General features: G+C 45.4%; 18 protein-coding genes. 14 read left to right on the top strand and 4 right to left on the bottom strand.

Features of this window, described 5'->3' with window-relative positions; all coding sequences use genetic code 11:
- Window positions 1-54: 54 nt before the first annotated feature.
- Genes HBNXNv_RS05950 through HBNXNv_RS05935 form a run of 4 tightly spaced genes read left to right on the top strand, consistent with a single transcriptional unit; the run spans window position 55 to window position 2,731 of the window.
- Window positions 55-813: a hypothetical protein gene (locus HBNXNv_RS05950; RefSeq protein WP_347720761.1), complete on the top strand. Its 759-nt coding sequence runs from the start codon at window positions 55-57 to the stop codon at window positions 811-813.
- Between the two features lie 10 nt (window positions 814-823).
- Window positions 824-1,372: an NUDIX hydrolase gene (locus HBNXNv_RS05945; RefSeq protein WP_347720760.1), complete on the top strand. Its 549-nt coding sequence runs from the start codon at window positions 824-826 to the stop codon at window positions 1,370-1,372.
- A gap of 5 nt (window positions 1,373-1,377) precedes the next feature.
- Window positions 1,378-2,319 (top strand): SDR family NAD(P)-dependent oxidoreductase, encoded by a 942-nt coding sequence (locus tag HBNXNv_RS05940; protein ID WP_347720759.1) that lies wholly within the window; start codon window positions 1,378-1,380, stop codon window positions 2,317-2,319.
- Window positions 2,320-2,344: 25 nt separating this feature from the next.
- Window positions 2,345-2,731: a cupin domain-containing protein gene (locus HBNXNv_RS05935; protein ID WP_347720758.1), complete on the top strand. Its 387-nt coding sequence runs from the start codon at window positions 2,345-2,347 to the stop codon at window positions 2,729-2,731.
- A 1-nt stretch (window position 2,732) separates the two neighbouring features.
- Here the strand turns inward: HBNXNv_RS05935 and HBNXNv_RS05930 are convergent, their stop codons facing one another.
- Entirely contained in the window at window positions 2,733-3,845 is a 1,113-nt protein-coding gene (locus HBNXNv_RS05930) for an MraY family glycosyltransferase (RefSeq protein ID WP_347720757.1), read from the bottom strand.
- Window positions 3,842-6,508: an STT3 domain-containing protein gene (locus HBNXNv_RS05925; protein ID WP_347720756.1), complete on the bottom strand. Its 2,667-nt coding sequence runs from the start codon at window positions 6,506-6,508 to the stop codon at window positions 3,842-3,844. Before HBNXNv_RS05925 ends, HBNXNv_RS05930 begins: the two co-directional genes overlap by 4 nt.
- A gap of 101 nt (window positions 6,509-6,609) precedes the next feature.
- Between HBNXNv_RS05925 and HBNXNv_RS05920 the strand changes: the two genes are divergently transcribed.
- Window positions 6,610-7,533 (top strand): protein translocase subunit SecF, encoded by a 924-nt coding sequence (locus tag HBNXNv_RS05920; RefSeq protein WP_347720755.1) that lies wholly within the window; start codon window positions 6,610-6,612, stop codon window positions 7,531-7,533.
- Window positions 7,524-9,191 carry a preprotein translocase subunit SecD family protein gene (locus tag HBNXNv_RS05915; RefSeq protein ID WP_347720754.1) on the top strand — a complete coding sequence of 556 codons (1,668 nt, stop codon included), beginning with the start codon at window positions 7,524-7,526 and terminating at the stop codon, window positions 9,189-9,191. The genes HBNXNv_RS05920 and HBNXNv_RS05915 overlap by 10 nt, the downstream gene beginning before the upstream one ends.
- A gap of 29 nt (window positions 9,192-9,220) precedes the next feature.
- Here the strand turns inward: HBNXNv_RS05915 and HBNXNv_RS05910 are convergent, their stop codons facing one another.
- Window positions 9,221-9,511: a nascent polypeptide-associated complex protein gene (locus HBNXNv_RS05910; protein WP_347720753.1), complete on the bottom strand. Its 291-nt coding sequence runs from the start codon at window positions 9,509-9,511 to the stop codon at window positions 9,221-9,223.
- A 26-nt stretch (window positions 9,512-9,537) separates the two neighbouring features.
- Here HBNXNv_RS05910 and HBNXNv_RS05905 point away from each other — a divergent pair, with 26 nt between their 5' ends.
- From HBNXNv_RS05905 to HBNXNv_RS05895, 3 genes are read left to right on the top strand one after another with little or no spacing between them, the layout of a single operon-like run.
- Window positions 9,538-10,773, top strand: a complete 1,236-nt coding sequence (locus HBNXNv_RS05905) for a tripartite tricarboxylate transporter permease (protein WP_347721349.1) — start codon at window positions 9,538-9,540, stop codon at window positions 10,771-10,773.
- 23 nt (window positions 10,774-10,796) lie between these two features.
- The gene (locus tag HBNXNv_RS05900) at window positions 10,797-11,798 is read left to right on the top strand and encodes an AI-2E family transporter (RefSeq protein WP_347720752.1); all 1,002 of its coding nucleotides are present in this window, start codon (window positions 10,797-10,799) and stop codon (window positions 11,796-11,798) included.
- Between the two features lie 40 nt (window positions 11,799-11,838).
- On the top strand, window positions 11,839-12,624 hold the full coding sequence (locus HBNXNv_RS05895) for a lamin tail domain-containing protein (protein ID WP_347720751.1): 786 nt from the start codon (window positions 11,839-11,841) through the stop codon (window positions 12,622-12,624).
- Here the strand turns inward: HBNXNv_RS05895 and HBNXNv_RS05890 are convergent.
- The gene (locus tag HBNXNv_RS05890; RefSeq protein ID WP_347720750.1) at window positions 12,621-12,908 is read right to left on the bottom strand and encodes a hypothetical protein; all 288 of its coding nucleotides are present in this window, start codon (window positions 12,906-12,908) and stop codon (window positions 12,621-12,623) included. The genes HBNXNv_RS05895 and HBNXNv_RS05890 overlap by 4 nt on opposite strands.
- Window positions 12,909-12,949: 41 nt before the next feature.
- Between HBNXNv_RS05890 and HBNXNv_RS05885 the strand changes: the two genes are divergently transcribed.
- From HBNXNv_RS05885 to HBNXNv_RS06065, 5 genes are read left to right on the top strand one after another with little or no spacing between them, the layout of a single operon-like run.
- On the top strand, window positions 12,950-13,324 hold the full coding sequence (locus HBNXNv_RS05885; protein WP_347720749.1) for a GIY-YIG nuclease family protein: 375 nt from the start codon (window positions 12,950-12,952) through the stop codon (window positions 13,322-13,324).
- Window positions 13,325-13,326: 2 nt separating this feature from the next.
- Window positions 13,327-13,521 (top strand): hypothetical protein, encoded by a 195-nt coding sequence (locus tag HBNXNv_RS05880; protein ID WP_347720748.1) that lies wholly within the window; start codon window positions 13,327-13,329, stop codon window positions 13,519-13,521.
- A gap of 27 nt (window positions 13,522-13,548) precedes the next feature.
- Window positions 13,549-14,448, top strand: a complete 900-nt coding sequence (locus tag HBNXNv_RS05875) for a DNA-3-methyladenine glycosylase family protein (protein ID WP_347720747.1) — start codon at window positions 13,549-13,551, stop codon at window positions 14,446-14,448.
- Window positions 14,449-14,451: 3 nt separating this feature from the next.
- Window positions 14,452-14,772, top strand: a complete 321-nt coding sequence (locus tag HBNXNv_RS05870) for a MazG nucleotide pyrophosphohydrolase domain-containing protein (protein ID WP_347720746.1) — start codon at window positions 14,452-14,454, stop codon at window positions 14,770-14,772.
- A complete protein-coding gene (locus tag HBNXNv_RS06065) occupies window positions 14,754-14,966 on the top strand; it encodes a MoaD/ThiS family protein (protein WP_430827689.1) in 213 nt (70 codons plus the stop codon). Before HBNXNv_RS05870 ends, HBNXNv_RS06065 begins: the two co-directional genes overlap by 19 nt.
- Window positions 14,967-14,982 lie beyond the last annotated feature (16 nt).

Below are 14,982 nucleotides of genomic sequence, written 5' to 3'. Positions count from 1 at the left end.
GTTCTCTTATAGAACAAGAATTTATAAATAATAACGTAATACTTTGTATTACGAATGAGTTTTGACGTAGGAAAGCTTGATACAGAAAACGAATGGCAAGATGTTGACCAGGCGCTTTCAGGCGAGGTAGGCCTCTTCGCACTCCGGGATGGAGAATTAAGAGGCGGGGCTGTAGAAAATATTTCGGAAGGAGAAATGTACTTCGGCCCAGCAGAACAGATATCTGGAGAATACATAACTTTCTCAGAGGACATGGTTCAACGTCTCAACGAAGCAGAAGATCTAGACTATAATACGCCGTTCCTTATGGGTCCAGATCAGAAAGATGATGGAGGATTCTACCTCAAACACTCCATAGGATCTCCATGGGAATTTAAAGACAACCAAAACTACGACTTCGAGGAAAAAGAACAGTGGCACCTCCACCTATCAGGCTGGGAAGTATACCGAGCAAGAAATGGCTCACTAGTACTAGGAATGGCCGGCCCAGACTTTGACTATGAACAAGACCCGCTTCAATCAGCTCAGAACAATGATGGCGTGGTATATGCTGTAGCAGACAGAGATAACGCAGTATTCGTGCCGCCAAACGTCCCTCACAGAGTAATAGAGGAAAGAGGAGATCCAGACCACATAGTCACACGCTACGGTCCGGAAACAGACAGAGTGCCAAAATTCCATCTCGATGGAACTCCTTTCTACACTTGGGATGACACAGAAGACTTCGAGATACAGAGCATGCCATCAGACACACGAATGCCATTCTACCAGGAAAAACCATCAGAGGAACAGGTTGTAAAGGCCTCAGACTAAACTGGTAAACATGAAATGCATAGAATGTAGCTCTGAGGAAATCGAAGTAGTTGACGAACAAGGAAGAGAGAAGTACGTTTGTGAAAACGGCCACAAAAACACTAGAATAATCAAAAACAAAGGCCTTGTCCACAGAGAGGAGGATGGAGAGATTATCCATGAAAGCGTTGGCGCAGTAATCAAGGCCGAAGGAGAATACCTTCTGCTCAAGAGAAGAAAATACCCTTACAAACACAGCATCCCAGCAGGCCATCTAGAAGAAGGAGAAGACCCTGATAAGGCCGCTATGAGAGAGGTATGGGAGGAAACAGGCCTTGAGCTCGATGAAGAAAATGCCGAGCTGGTTTTTGAAGGAGAAATAGATGATAAATGCCGTAGAGGTGCTGATATTCATGGATGGCATCTTTACTTTGTTGAACTGGAGGATCAGGATGTGGAGCTTGAGCCCAACGATGAGGCGGAGTATCTGGAATGGCTATCTTACAGTGAGATAGAGCAGAAGGAGGTTACGGATCCGGTAAAAGAGTTTTTAATCAAACGAGATATAGTGGAGAAATAGATACTATGGAAAAAGCACTAGTGACTGGAGGAGCAGGTTTTATCGGCTCCAACATTGCGGAAAAACTGGTGGAGGAAGGAGTTGAAGTGGTAGTGCTTGACTCTCTCTACCTTGGAGAAGAATCAAATCTTGAAGAAATCAAAGACGAAGTAGAGTTTGTAGAAGGATCAGTACTCGATATGGAAACTGTAAGAGAGGCCATTGAAGGCTGTGACACTGTATTCCATCAGGCTGCGCGATCTTCAAGCCCGATGCACAAAGATGACGCGGCAGAAGGCGCAAGAGTAAATATTGAAGGATTCATCAATACAATCGAGGCCGCCAAGGAAGAGGAAAATATGGAGAAGGTAGTTTACGCATCAACCTCGTCTATGTACGGAAGCGTAGAACCTCCACATGAGGAAGACAATGGGGAATACCCAACCAATCTCTACACGGCCTCAAAAATGAGCAGAGAGCTTTACGCCAAAGTCTACTCTCAGCAGACAGACATGCATTTCACAGGCCTCAGATACTTCTCGGTATTCGGCCCTCACGAAAAAGGAAAAGGAAAGTACGCCAACGTGGTCACCCAGTTCCTCTGGAAGATGATGGACGGAGAACAACCTGTCATATGGGGCGACGGAACCCAGAGCAGAGACTTTACATACGTCAAGGACATTGCAAGAGCCAACTATCTGGCTGCAGAGAGAAAGGAAGAGACCGACGGCGAGTACTACAATATTGGAACAGGAAGAGACATCGACTTCAACTCTCTGGTTGAGAAACTGAACCAGGCCCTCGGCACAGAGATAGAACCAGAACACATCGAACATCCGAGAGACAATCCTGTCATGACTACAAAGGCCGACTACAGCCGAGCAAAGAGAGATCTAGGCTACGAACCTAAGCACTCCTTTGAGGAAGGCCTTGAGAAAACTGTAGAGTACTACAGGAATCATCTATAAGAAATTTTATTCCTTTTTTCTTCTTATGGGAAGAATCGAGAAGCCCTGGGGATACGAAGAACACATTCTAAGCACCCAGGTAGACGTTGGAGACCGCGTAGGAATGCTAGGTATCAGAAGACTTGTAATCGATGCCGACGAAATGACTTCTTACTCCTACCACGAAGACCAATCCGACATAATCTATCTTGAAGAAGGAAACGCCCAGATCAGAAAAGAAGGCGGAATCCAGAAACTGGAGAAAGGTAACGCAACAGTCATCAGATCCAACGAAAAACACCAGATCCAGAACATTGACACACAGGTAGCCAAAATACTGGAAATCTCATTCCCATACAGGCCGGAAGACCTACACAGAGTAGAGGACCCTTACGAAGAAGCAAGAGACAACGAAGAAGACCAAGAAAAATAGCTTAGAGAACTCCGTAAACTCCAAACAGTACAAGGCCTACAACAACAATCACTGCCTCAACAGCCATCAGTACTAGAGTAATCTCTTTCTCACCAAGACCTCTACGCATCAAAGGATGAGTCAAGGAATAATTTTTCTCATACTTAGGCCTCAACTCTCCATCAACGAGCTCTCCCCATGAAGCAGCATTAAAACCACTTCTCAACTTCAACAAGAACTCAAGAATCCACGGCGCAAAGATAAACACTCCAAACTTCTCCATGTTGCCAATAACAATTACAGAGAACAGGGCCGCCCCTGAAAGATAAGTCAAGGAATCGCCGGGGAGCACAGAGGCCGGATAAAAGTTATAGTAGAAGAATGCGGCTAGAGAAACAGCTAGACTGAAGGCAATAACCTGGGCCTCAACACTACCGCTCAAATAACCCATTACACCAAGACCAAATGCTGCAATCATCGACATGCCTGTTGAAAGGCCGTTAGTCCCTGCCAGCATGTTAACAACGTTTGAAACAAACAGTAGACCCAGAGGAAGCAGTACAAGAGGATAAATTATCCCCCATTCAATTGTTCCAATTAGAGGAAAGTTCATGCTCCAGGAACCAGCCCTGACCGCCATCAGAGGAAATACTGCGGGCAGAACAAACAGCATTTTAGGAATTTGTGAAAGGCCTTCGCGGTGAACCTCTGTGCCTTTCGCAATATCATCTATCAAAGGTAAGTCAAACTCTATATGCCGTTCTTTTTCTTCACCGCTCTCATCGATCTCTATGTCAATCTCATACTCTTCCTTGACGTACTCATCGATTCTGATATGAATATCGTCGATAAAACCAATCAGTGCAATTATTGATACAGAACTTAAAGCCGCAAGCAGTAGAGATACATCAACAGGTGGAGCTGACATGAAGGAGATAAGGCCTAGATAGAGAGTCATTGATACAAGAAAACCGAAAAATACTGTTACTCCGCCAGAAGTAGGTAGTCGAGGCCTATCCTCTTTCTGCTGATCAACTCCATAAATTCCAGAGGAGAAAAGATACTTCCTGGCGAAAGGAACTCCTAGAAAAGTAACCAGGAATCCTGCCGCCAGCGAAGCAACTAGATAGATCATTCTTGATCAACTTCCCACATTCTCACGTAACCGTTTGAACCTCCTGAAACAGGCTCTGCATAGTCAACACCTTCACCGTTCATCAGGTAAAGTCTGACAAGTACTGAATCCGTTATCTCTCTTGGAACCAGAACCATCTGAGCAGACTGAGGTCTCGTTCCCTGCCTCTGAGCAGTCACAAAGGCCCTCTCCATAGTGAAGAAAGGACTCTCCGCAATACAGACCTCGCCAAATCCTCTCAACTGAACAGGGTTCTCAACATCATAGTTGACAACTCCCTCGGACTCGCTCAGCATACAGCCAACAGGCTGCTGGCCCTGAGAAGTCCTCACAGTTGGAGTCCCCGTAATATCGAGACGGCCCTGAGACACGTTTGTAGGCACGTAAACCTGAAGGCCTCCAGTAGTAAATCTTACCAGAGTCTCATTGCCCCGAGAGAATGTTGACTGGGTAACATCTCTGCTTGTCGAAAGCTGAAGCATAGAGTTGAAGTTCTCATTATCTCTATTGTGTATCTGGCTGACAGCAGAGTACTTGCCAATCATCGAGTGATCTAGCACAATGTAGTCTGCAGACATCTTCTCAAGGAACTCTGTATTGTTCTCCGGTGGTTCTGCAAGGAAATCGGCAAGATCGTAGTTAGCATGATCTCTACTTTCCGAGTAATACCTCAAGTTACCTCCATCAGCGACTGTAGCTCTTCTGCCGATTGTCTGGAAGTGATATCCGTAGTCCCACCAGGAGAGAATGACCGATCCATTGTCGGTATTCTCTTCCATGTAATCTAGGTTCTGCATCCAGAGGCTGTTAGGCGAACCTCCTACACCGCTTGCAGAAGCAAAGCCTGTTGCAATGTTAGGAAGGATGACTGAGAGAGCAATTACTCCGATAATTACAACTCTTACCACGTCTGTCTGTCTATCAACAAAGTCCGATAGATCAACAGTCTTAGCCCATGTAAAGGCTCTTCCAACGGCAATACCTGCGGTAAATGCGACAGGGAATGCTGCTAGCGTCATAAGTCGTGACTTGGCCAGTGCACTCAGGAAGTTAGTCAACATCCAGAGCACTGGCAACATGTGATACCATTCAACGTTTATCTTGTGAGTCTTCATGTTCTCTGAAAAGTAGATAACTCCAATAGAACCTAGAACTGCAAGAGTAGGCCCAATAGCTACTCTAGCTGAGTTAAGGCCTCCGCTGATCATCATTAGCTGTGTAACTGCAACAAATCCTAGTACCATCATTGAGATGGAGAACATGGAGTCCTCATCTGTGTATAGGACCATAGCAACGTAGCTTACAAGTGTTACAATTGTAATAAGCACCCCGGGGATAAGGAAGCCTTCAAAGAAGCTGATGAAAAACAGAATCCATCCTGAGAAGACTGCTCCGAAAGCTGAATAGTACTCCTTTCCGGAGATCTCTGATTTGACATAGCCAAACTTCTTCAAAAGCATCAGAATAAGCTTTGTGCTGATCAATGCAGTTCCAATTAAGGCCATTTCAAGCGCGCCAGTAATATTTCCTATATTGGAAAGGAAACCTACACCAAGGCTTGAAAATACAGATTGAGAGTAACTAGTTCTCAGGCTCGAAACCAGTGTCGAGAACCCTGTAGCCTGGTTCTCTGCTACAGTTTTTAGTACTACGCTTGTTCCTCCTGCGCCTGTAGCCTTAGACAGCAGACCAAAGAACTTGTCAGCAAGGAACTGGGAGTACAGAGGTGAGAGAAGAAGGCCTATAAGCCCCAGAACTGAAACACTGGGAACATAATAGGAAAGCTGTCTCTCACTCAACCACTCCAGTTCTCCAAGCATGTATCGACTCCACAACAATCCAAGCATTCCAAAGTTGACCAGAGCAAGATCGCCAGTAAACCAGAATCTTGAAGGGTTGAAGAATGAACCGAAAGCTGCTCCAATAATTACTGTCGGAGTATAAACTCTGACAAGTCTATCAATGTCCTCATTCAGCAGCATTACAAGGCCTACTGTCATAGGGAGTAGCATCCAAAGCATCTTGGATCCTCCCCAGGAGATAGTGAATGCGCCAAGAGCAAGGCCTGAGAGAACGCCTGAGAGGTACTCCTTTCTCTTCCAGCCTCTCACGAAAAAGTACAGAGAGACCATCATAAACATTGTTCCTAGAGGCTCTTTCTCGAAGAAGCCTGCTGAGGTTCTGTGCATGACTCCTGCAATTGTTGCAAGGAAGAATGCTGATGAAAGGCCTGTTATTCTATTATAGAGTTCTTTACCAAGGAAGTAAGTAATTACAACGCTGATGGCTCCCATAAATGCCGGGTAGAACTGCGCCCACTCCAGAAAGTTCTCGAAAAATAGTGAAGGCCCCATATGATACATTATAGCTGGGAAAATAATGTCTCCCTGGTTTAATCCATAGGCTGGAGCGTTGTAAGGGAAGTAACGCATGAAATCAGTCATAGGAATATTTCCGGAAAGAGCCAAGTGACGGGCCTGTCTGAAAATGAAGTAAGGGTCAAGGGCCTGAAGATGCTGCATACCTCTCTCAGGAAGATATCTGATCCATAAGGCCAGGGCAAAGATAGCTGTAATACCGAAACCGCCCCAGTAGTTCTTCAAGTTTTTTGGACTTACTTTCTCCTTAATATTCTCTTCGCTGAGCATTTCCTTATAAGACATGGCCCTGTCCCTGAATTAGGCATACATGTTTTTTATTGCTTGCATGAACCCATACGTAGAGGTGCCAAATGGTTTAAAAACCTTCTAACTGACACTTTTTCGTGGACCTCGAAAAAAGATTCAATAATATATACGACGACTTCGACAAATACCTGAAGATACCAGTAGCCATAATTCTTGTAGCACTGGCGATCCTGGTAGCGAACTATGCATTTACAGGAGAAGTCGTCGGCAAAGGCCTGGACTTTACAGGAGGTACCGAGGTCACATACAGCGTCCAGGGAGACTTCAACACGGACGACGTTGAATCAGTTTTCTCAGAACAGGGATATTCTGGAGTCAACGCTTTAAGACTGCAGACACAGAGCGGAAATGGCTCACAGCTTGTAGTACAGATTCCTCCACCAAGCATCAACGACTCTGATCAGGCCGAGACAATAATGCAGCAAGGAGGCTACAATGCAACAGCAGAAAGCTTCTCATCAATATCCACAGCAGTCTCAGGACAGTTCTTCCTGCAGGCCTCGATCGCATTCGCACTTGCATTCATGATAATGAGTTTGGTAATCTTCGCAGCATTCAAAGACGTAGTACCCTCTCTTGCAGTAATATTTGCAGCAGCAGGAGACATTATAGTAGCGCTAGCAGGAATGGCCTTGTTCAATATACAACTAACGCTCGGATCTTTCGCGGCACTACTGATGCTTATCGGATACTCGGTCGACACAGACATTGTACTATCAACAAGAGTCCTGAAGAGAGAAAGAAAGAGCCTGAGAAAAAGAATGTGGAGCTCCGTCAAAACAGGAGTAACAATGAGCTCAGGAGGAATAGCAGGATTCACACTACTATTCATAGTATCATACTTGATTGTAGGGCCTTCAGAGCTCTCAAATATTGCTGCAGTAATGCTTATCGGACTACTGGCGGATATGCCGCTAACATGGTTCGGAAACGCAATAATACTGAAGAAATACGTCGATGGAGACTTCGACAACCTTGAGGAGATGATAAAATGGAAGTAAAGGAATTCATGAAAGAATGGAGAATCTGGGTACTACTTCTAGCACTCGGAATCTCAACACTGTGGATAGGCCCATCATACGAAAATAGGAACGGAGACGTAGTAATGACCACGCAGCTGGAGGATAGAACAGGAATCCAGTTCTCCGGAGGAACAAGAATGCTCCTCACACCACAGACCAACGCCACAGGCCAGGAACTACAGAGCGTGGCAACAGACGTTAAAGACGTGCTAGGCCTGAGAATAGCAAGCTCCGATCTGGGAGATGCACAGGTCAGAGTAGTCGACCTGGGAGACGGCCAGTACAAGATACAGCTCCAGACAGCAAATACTAACCAGACCAAGCTACGAGAACTTATCAGCCAGCAAGGAAGCTTCGAGGCCCGAATGCCACTTAACGTCGGAGACTCAAAGAATCTGACAGTAAACTATCAGAACGAAACACAGCTCAACTTCCAGAAACAAGGCTCGAACGTAACAGTAAGCAGAGTAACAAACGGCAACCTCAACCAGATAGGAGTCTTCCAGCCAGAAGACAGATTCACAGCAGCTGAAACAACATTCTTCTATGAGAACTCGACGGAAGACGTCAGCAGACTTGAAGTAATAGCATACAACGGAGAAGACATCCTCTCAGTCAACTGGAACGAAAGAAGAACAAGAGGATCAGGAAGCCAGTTCAGAACAAGCTTCCCAATCCAGCTAGAAAAAGAAGCAGCAATGGACACAGGCCTAATCTTCAGCAACTACCTGCCATCTATTACAAGCGAAAACTCACAGCTACAGCTTGACGACGGCAGCCCAGCAAGACTAAGACTTTACGTCGACGGCGAACTAAGAAATGCACTAACAGTAGCATCAGGCCTCGGAGAAGAACCTTACAGCACAAGATCCTCCATCTCAGCAACAGGAGCAAGCCCATCAGAGGCCCGTGACAACGCCAGAGAACTTCAAACAATACTCAAATCAGGTAAACTGCCTGTGCCTGTACAGATCGAAAGCGTGTCCCGTATATCAGCAGCACTGGGATCGCAGTTCATGCTGGCCTCAATCCTTGCAATTATAGGATCGCTAGTAGCTGTAGGCCTGCTGGTCTTCGTAAGATATGACGACATAAGATACGCACTTCCAATCGTTCTGACAGGGGCCTCGGAAGTCTACATCCTCTTCGGATTCTGGAGCTGGTTCACACAGCTAGGCAGCATCAGCCTGTCCGCAATCGCTGGAATTATCGCCGCGGTAGGTACGGGAGTCGACGACCAGATTATTATTACGGACGAATCTGGTAAAGAACAGGTAAGAAGCGTCTCAGAAAGAATGAAGAGAGCATTCTTCGTAATCTTCACATCCGCAGCCTCAACAATCGGAGCAATGTTCCCAATCCTAAGCGCAGGAACAGCAAGCATACTGATCGGAATCGCGGGTGCCAGCCTCATAGGCTACGCATTCTACAGCAGAAGAACAAACTACAGCTTCGTAGCAATCGGAAGCATGGCGCTAGCAGTATCAATAGTAACCTCAGCAGTAGGCCCATCCAGCGCAGCACTTCAGACAATCCACGGATTCGCAGCAACAACAATCCTCGGAATCCTGATCGGAATCACAGTCACAAGGCCTGCATACTCCAAATACGTGGAGTACATTGAGAAGGAAAAGTAAAATTAGAGAAAAAATTTGAGAAGTAGAAATTACTGCAGGTCCATTACTGCGCCTGCAACATCGTCATTATCTTCCAAGGCCTTCTTCGCTTCTTCCTCGGAAGCACCGGTCTTCTCCATAACCAGCTGCACGTCCTCGCCGCTGACATCTTCCTCTTCAGAGTAATCTCCCTGAAGCTGGAACATATCCTGGCCCTGAACCGATATCTTGGAGAGCTGAGGGTTCTCAAAAACCATTTTCTTATCTCCGATTTCTACTACTACGCGATCGGCATCGATCTCTTCCATATCCATGCCCATCTGCTTCATCATCTTAGACATATCCTGTCCGCCAAACATACCCAAACATTACACCCTGCACTTTAAATCCACTTGCCCGATCAAACACAAACATCGGCCCAGAAATAATACCAATAATTATACTAGGAACACTAGCAGGAACAATAACAGGCCTTACACCAGGAATACACCCCAACACAGTAGTATTCATAAGCCTGCCATACTATCTGCAATCGTCAATAGGCCTCACAATCTATCTAGCATTTATCATCTCAATCTCGGTCTCCCACACATTCCACGACTTCCTACCGGCAATATTTCTTCACGCCCCAAACGCAACTACAGCACTCTCCACAATACCGGGAGCAAAAGCAGTAAAAAATGGAAAAGGCCTCAAAGCATTCCAGAAAACAGCAAAAGGAGGCCTCACAGCAATAATATTCATACTGATCCTCTCACCAGTACTCCTTCTAGGCCTTGAAACAGTCTACTCGATTATAAGCCCGCACATGTTCTACATACTATTCTTCTTCCTGATATTTGCAGTAATCAACACGGAAGACATAGCAAAATCACTTCAGCTGGCGGCGGCATCAGGCCTGCTCGGAATCTACTCATTCAACCTGCCTGTCAACCAGAACTTTGTACTCATACCGGTATTCACAGGTCTCTTCGCAGTACCAGCCATGACAACAGCAATCAGAGAAGACACAGAACTACCTGAACAAGAAAGAGAATTTGAAACAGATACAACCTACTTCTCGGGGGTGATTGGTGCGCTAGCAGGCCTGATTGCAGGGATAGTACCCGGGATAGGCCCAGCGATCTCCACAACGTTCTTGACACCTATCTCAAGAAAAAAGGATGACTTCATCACCGCGCTTGGTGGAGTCAACTCTTCCGACATCGTAACTTCTCTGCTGGCACTCTATATTATAGGTTCTCCAAGGAGTGGGGCATCAGTTGCCATAAACCAGCTGACAGAAATTTCAGAAGGCCTGATGCTTAAAATGACTGCAGTGGCCCTGATCTCGGCAATTTTATCCTACTTCATCTGTCTGAAAGTATCCTACAGCTACGTTGACATAATCCAGAAAATAGACTACAGAAAGGTAACGGCCGCAACACTTCTACTTCTCATCTCTATAACCTGCCTGTTTACAGGCCTTCCTGGTCTACTGGTTCTCGCAACAGCCTCAGCAATAGGATTTGCCGCCAGAACACATGATCAGAATGCTGTAGTAATGTCGGTGCTGATAATTCCAGCCCTGCTTATGTTTGCTGGAACCGGAGTAATTATGTAAAACTGTATAACGCAGTTATATCCATGAATGAAAAGAGAGGCTTCTTACTTCTTCTAATAGCAGTCGTAGGCGCGATCGCAGGCCTAATGGTGAAACCATTTTTGCCGTACATTGCCGGAGCTGCAATACTTGCGTTTGTTCTAAGGCCTCTCCACAAAAGAATAGCTCCAATGACAGGCCAGGTTGCTAGCGCAGGATTTCTGGTATTTCTGGCGATATTTCTCGCGATCGTACCTATGGTTCTGGCAGCAAGCGTGGTAGTTGACGATGCACAGGATCTATCAGCCAGAATAGGGGATCTTGAAACAATTGATCTCTCCCGAATAGACTCGAGGCTTGAACAGATAACAGGAGAAGATCTAAATGTAGAACAAAATGTCAGAGAAATAATCAGAAAATTCTCAACAATATCCTTTGGAAACGTATCCCAAATATTCAACGTAATCGCAAATCTTGCTATAGGAGTCTCACTGATGCTCTTCCTTCTCTACTACTTCATCAAAGACGGCGACAAACTCATAGAATGGATGAAAGACGTATTCCCGCTACCACACGACATCCAGGATAGCCTGCTGGAAAGAACAAACAAAACCACGTGGGCCGTAGTCAAAGGCCACGTACTCGTCGCCATCGCACAGGGACTCGTCGCAGGAATAGGCCTCTACGCCACAGGAGTACCAAACCCGTACTTCTGGACATTCGTCATGACAATCCTGGCATTCCTACCGATAGTAGGATCCTTCCTCATCTGGGGGCCTGCAGCAGTATACCTCATAATGATCGACCACGTATTCGAAGGAATGATACTATTCGCCTATGGACTGGTAGTAGTAGGCCTCACAGACAACTTCCTCCGGCCGATAGTCGTAGATAAATCCGCAGAACTCCATCCTGCAGTAATAATTATCGGAGTGCTTGGCGGAGTATACCTATTCGGAGCAGCAGGCCTCTTCCTGGGCCCAATAGTCCTGGGGGTTCTCAGATCAACTCTGGTAGTATTCAACAACAACTACAGCGAACTCTAGGCCAGACTTAAAAAATCCTCTATTTTTACTTTTAGGTAAAGTGGGCCTCAAAAGAGACTCTATAATCACAGCACTACTTATCACGCTTGTAATATCTATTCCGGCAGCTGCAGAAACAGTCCAAATAAGCTCTCAATCAAATAAATTCTTCCAAATAAATGAAGAAGGAAAATTCGGATCCACGTTCGGCCTGGAATTCTCCAACGCAACAAGAAACTCGGAGATGAAAACAACAGATTACACGATACAGAAAACAGAAAGCCCGGAGAAACAGGTAACGAAGTACAGAACGCCGCGAGCCACTCTCAAAATCACTTTATCCAACGCATCCATGAGAAAAGAAAGAATAACAACACCCTACGGAACACTAACAACAGGAGTAAGAAAAGGAAGAAGATTCGAAAAATTTGAAGGCCTCAACAGAACAAAAGTAGAAAAAATCAGGGCCGACATCAAAGAAAAAATACATAACAAAGTAAAAGAGCTAGAAAAACGCGAGACAAAGGCCATAAGATCAGAACTACCAGAACTAGAATTCGATATAGTCGAAGGCGAACAGGAATACGTAAACATAACCAACAAGGCCGAGAAAGCAGTAGATCTTTCAGGCTGGCGACTACACAGTGCATCACCAAGCTACAGCGATAGCTACAACATAAAAGAAGTGAAAATAGAGCCAGGTCAGACCTACAGCTTCTACACGGGAGAAGGCCCTATGAATGTCGACGCGGTATACGAAACAGGCATGACACTGTACAGCGACTCAGGAAAACTAACAGTCTACACAGATGAAGGCCTGAAATACGCGGAGATAACCTACAGCTAATTCTCCTCAATCTTCTCCATCGTGCCGTTCAAAACATACTCTTCGCCGGTAAAAACTCTCTTAACCTTCTGCTCTTCTCCTTCAACGGCAACCATCAACTGGCCGAAAACAGATTCGAGACCCAGATTCTCAGACCTGAGATTGATCACTAACCCCATCAACACGTTAAGATACAGCAGAACAGTAAGAGAAGCAGGATTGAAACCGAGAACCTTCACAGTCAGAAAAGTCAGGCCTGCAAGAAAAAGACCGTAGATAAGACCATCACGCAGCTCCGATCTCATAATACTAAAAACTCGCAGCCAATTTGTTAAAACGTGCAGTGATGAAAGGAGTCTACATGCTTTTCATAGAGTTAGAAAAAGACAGAGAAATCGAAGTAGGAGCTCTAGGCCAAATAAAATTCTCCAAAGGCCACTATGCATACATCGGATCAGCACAGAACTCAGTCGAAAAAAGACTGCAAAGACACTTCTCCAGCGACAAAAAACTACACTGGCACATAGACTACCTCACAGAAAAGGCCTCAACCTACGACTACTTCATACTGCCGGAAACCTCGGAATACGAACAAATCATGGCCTCCATCATGGAGAAAATAGCAGAACCGGTACCGGAATTCGGGGCCTCCGACTCCAGTAAAAACTCACATCTGTTCAAAATACCGAAGAGCTTAACACATTCAGCAAAGGAGAAATAAACATGTCAAAGGTCTTCTACCAGTGCCCGGACTGCGGCTACAAACAGCGAAGCAAGGCCCAGAAAAGAGTAAAATGCCACCAATGCGGCCGCAGCTACCTGAAAAGAGATGCAAAGAAGACCAAAGACAAGAGCGACGACTACGACGAGGAAAAAGGTACAGGATTCTTCAAGTACTCGAAGAAGGACTCGGACTAAAAACTCTTTCTCACCACTAGATATTCCATGCAAAAATTCTCGATACCGGCGGAAGACTTCGACCTGGAACAGACAATGACCTGTGGCCAGACATTCTGCTGGCATCGAGTAAACGGCAAACTCTACGAAGAAGCATCCGAAGACCAAGAATCTTCTGAATCCGAAAAGAATTCCCGGTTCTACACATTCAGAAACAAGAAACCGATAATAGTAGAGGAAAAAGACAACGAAATAATTGTAGAAACAGAACTGCCAAGAGAAGAAGTAGAAGAGGCCCTCGGAATACATCACGATCTGGAAGACATCTTCCAGACATTTCCGGAAAATCAGAAACTTTCAGAGGCAAAAGAATATCTCTGGGGCCTCAGAATTGTACAGGACGAATTCTTCCCATGTCTTATCTCCTATCTGCTTTCGCCACAGATGAGAATACCACGAATCAAGAAAATGCACAACGAAATCGCCAGAAAATACGGCGAAACAAGAGAAATCAATGGAAAAGAACTACTAAGATTCCCTACTAGGGAAGAACTTTCACAGGCCTCTGAAGAAGAACTCAGAGAACTGGGAACAGGTTACAGAGCAAAATACATAGTAGAAACTCTCAAAATTCTGGAGGAAGAAAGCTTTGAAGCTGAAGAAGTCGGAGAAATGGAGTACGTCGAGGCCCGCGAAGAAATGAAGAAACTGTACGGCGTAGGAGACAAAGTAGCGGACTGCGTACTTCTCTTCTCTCTAGGATTCTACGAGGCCTACCCAATCGATACGTGGGCAGATAAGGCCTTGAAAAGTCATTTTGAGGATCTCTACGCTGATAAATACGATCAACTATCTGAAAACATGAGAGAACACTTCGGCGAGTACTCTGGTTATGCCCAGGAATATATCTTTCACGCCGCAAGAAAAGGACATATAGAGGTCGAATAAAGGATGTCTCTCCGCCAACAACAAAACAGAGTATCAGAATTTCTTGAAGAAAACGACATGCAGGCCCCACCAGAGTTCAGAATAATGGATTTCATATCAGAGGCCGGAGAAATAGTGAAGGACGCGGTAAAAACCGCTGAATACGGAGGGGCCCGAGAAAAACTGGATGTTAAAGAGGATGAGATAGGTGACGTGCTTTTCTCAATCCTGGCAGTAGCAGACTCGCTGGATATAGATGCGGAGAAGGCCTTCGAGAGGGCAATGGAAAAATACGAGAGAAGAATAGATGAGAAAGGTGATGCAGGATCAGGATCACACTCGTAAGGGATGATCTGGAAGAGGAAGTCGAGAGACAGGTAGAAGTCGATAGAGATATCTCTGTTCAGCAATTCCTGAAAGATGAGGACATACCTGTTGAAGAAGTTCTCGTATCGAAGAACGGGACTATAATCTCAAGCAGACACGAACTTGAAGACGGAGATACGATCAGAGTATTCGATGTAATCGCCGGCGGCTGATATATTTTTATTACTA

The organism is Candidatus Nanohalovita haloferacivicina (assembly GCF_029232205.1).
Lineage (GTDB): Archaea > Nanohalarchaeota > Nanosalinia > Nanosalinales > Nanosalinaceae > Nanohalovita > Nanohalovita haloferacivicina.
This window is presented reverse-complemented; position numbering and strand designations above follow the sequence as displayed.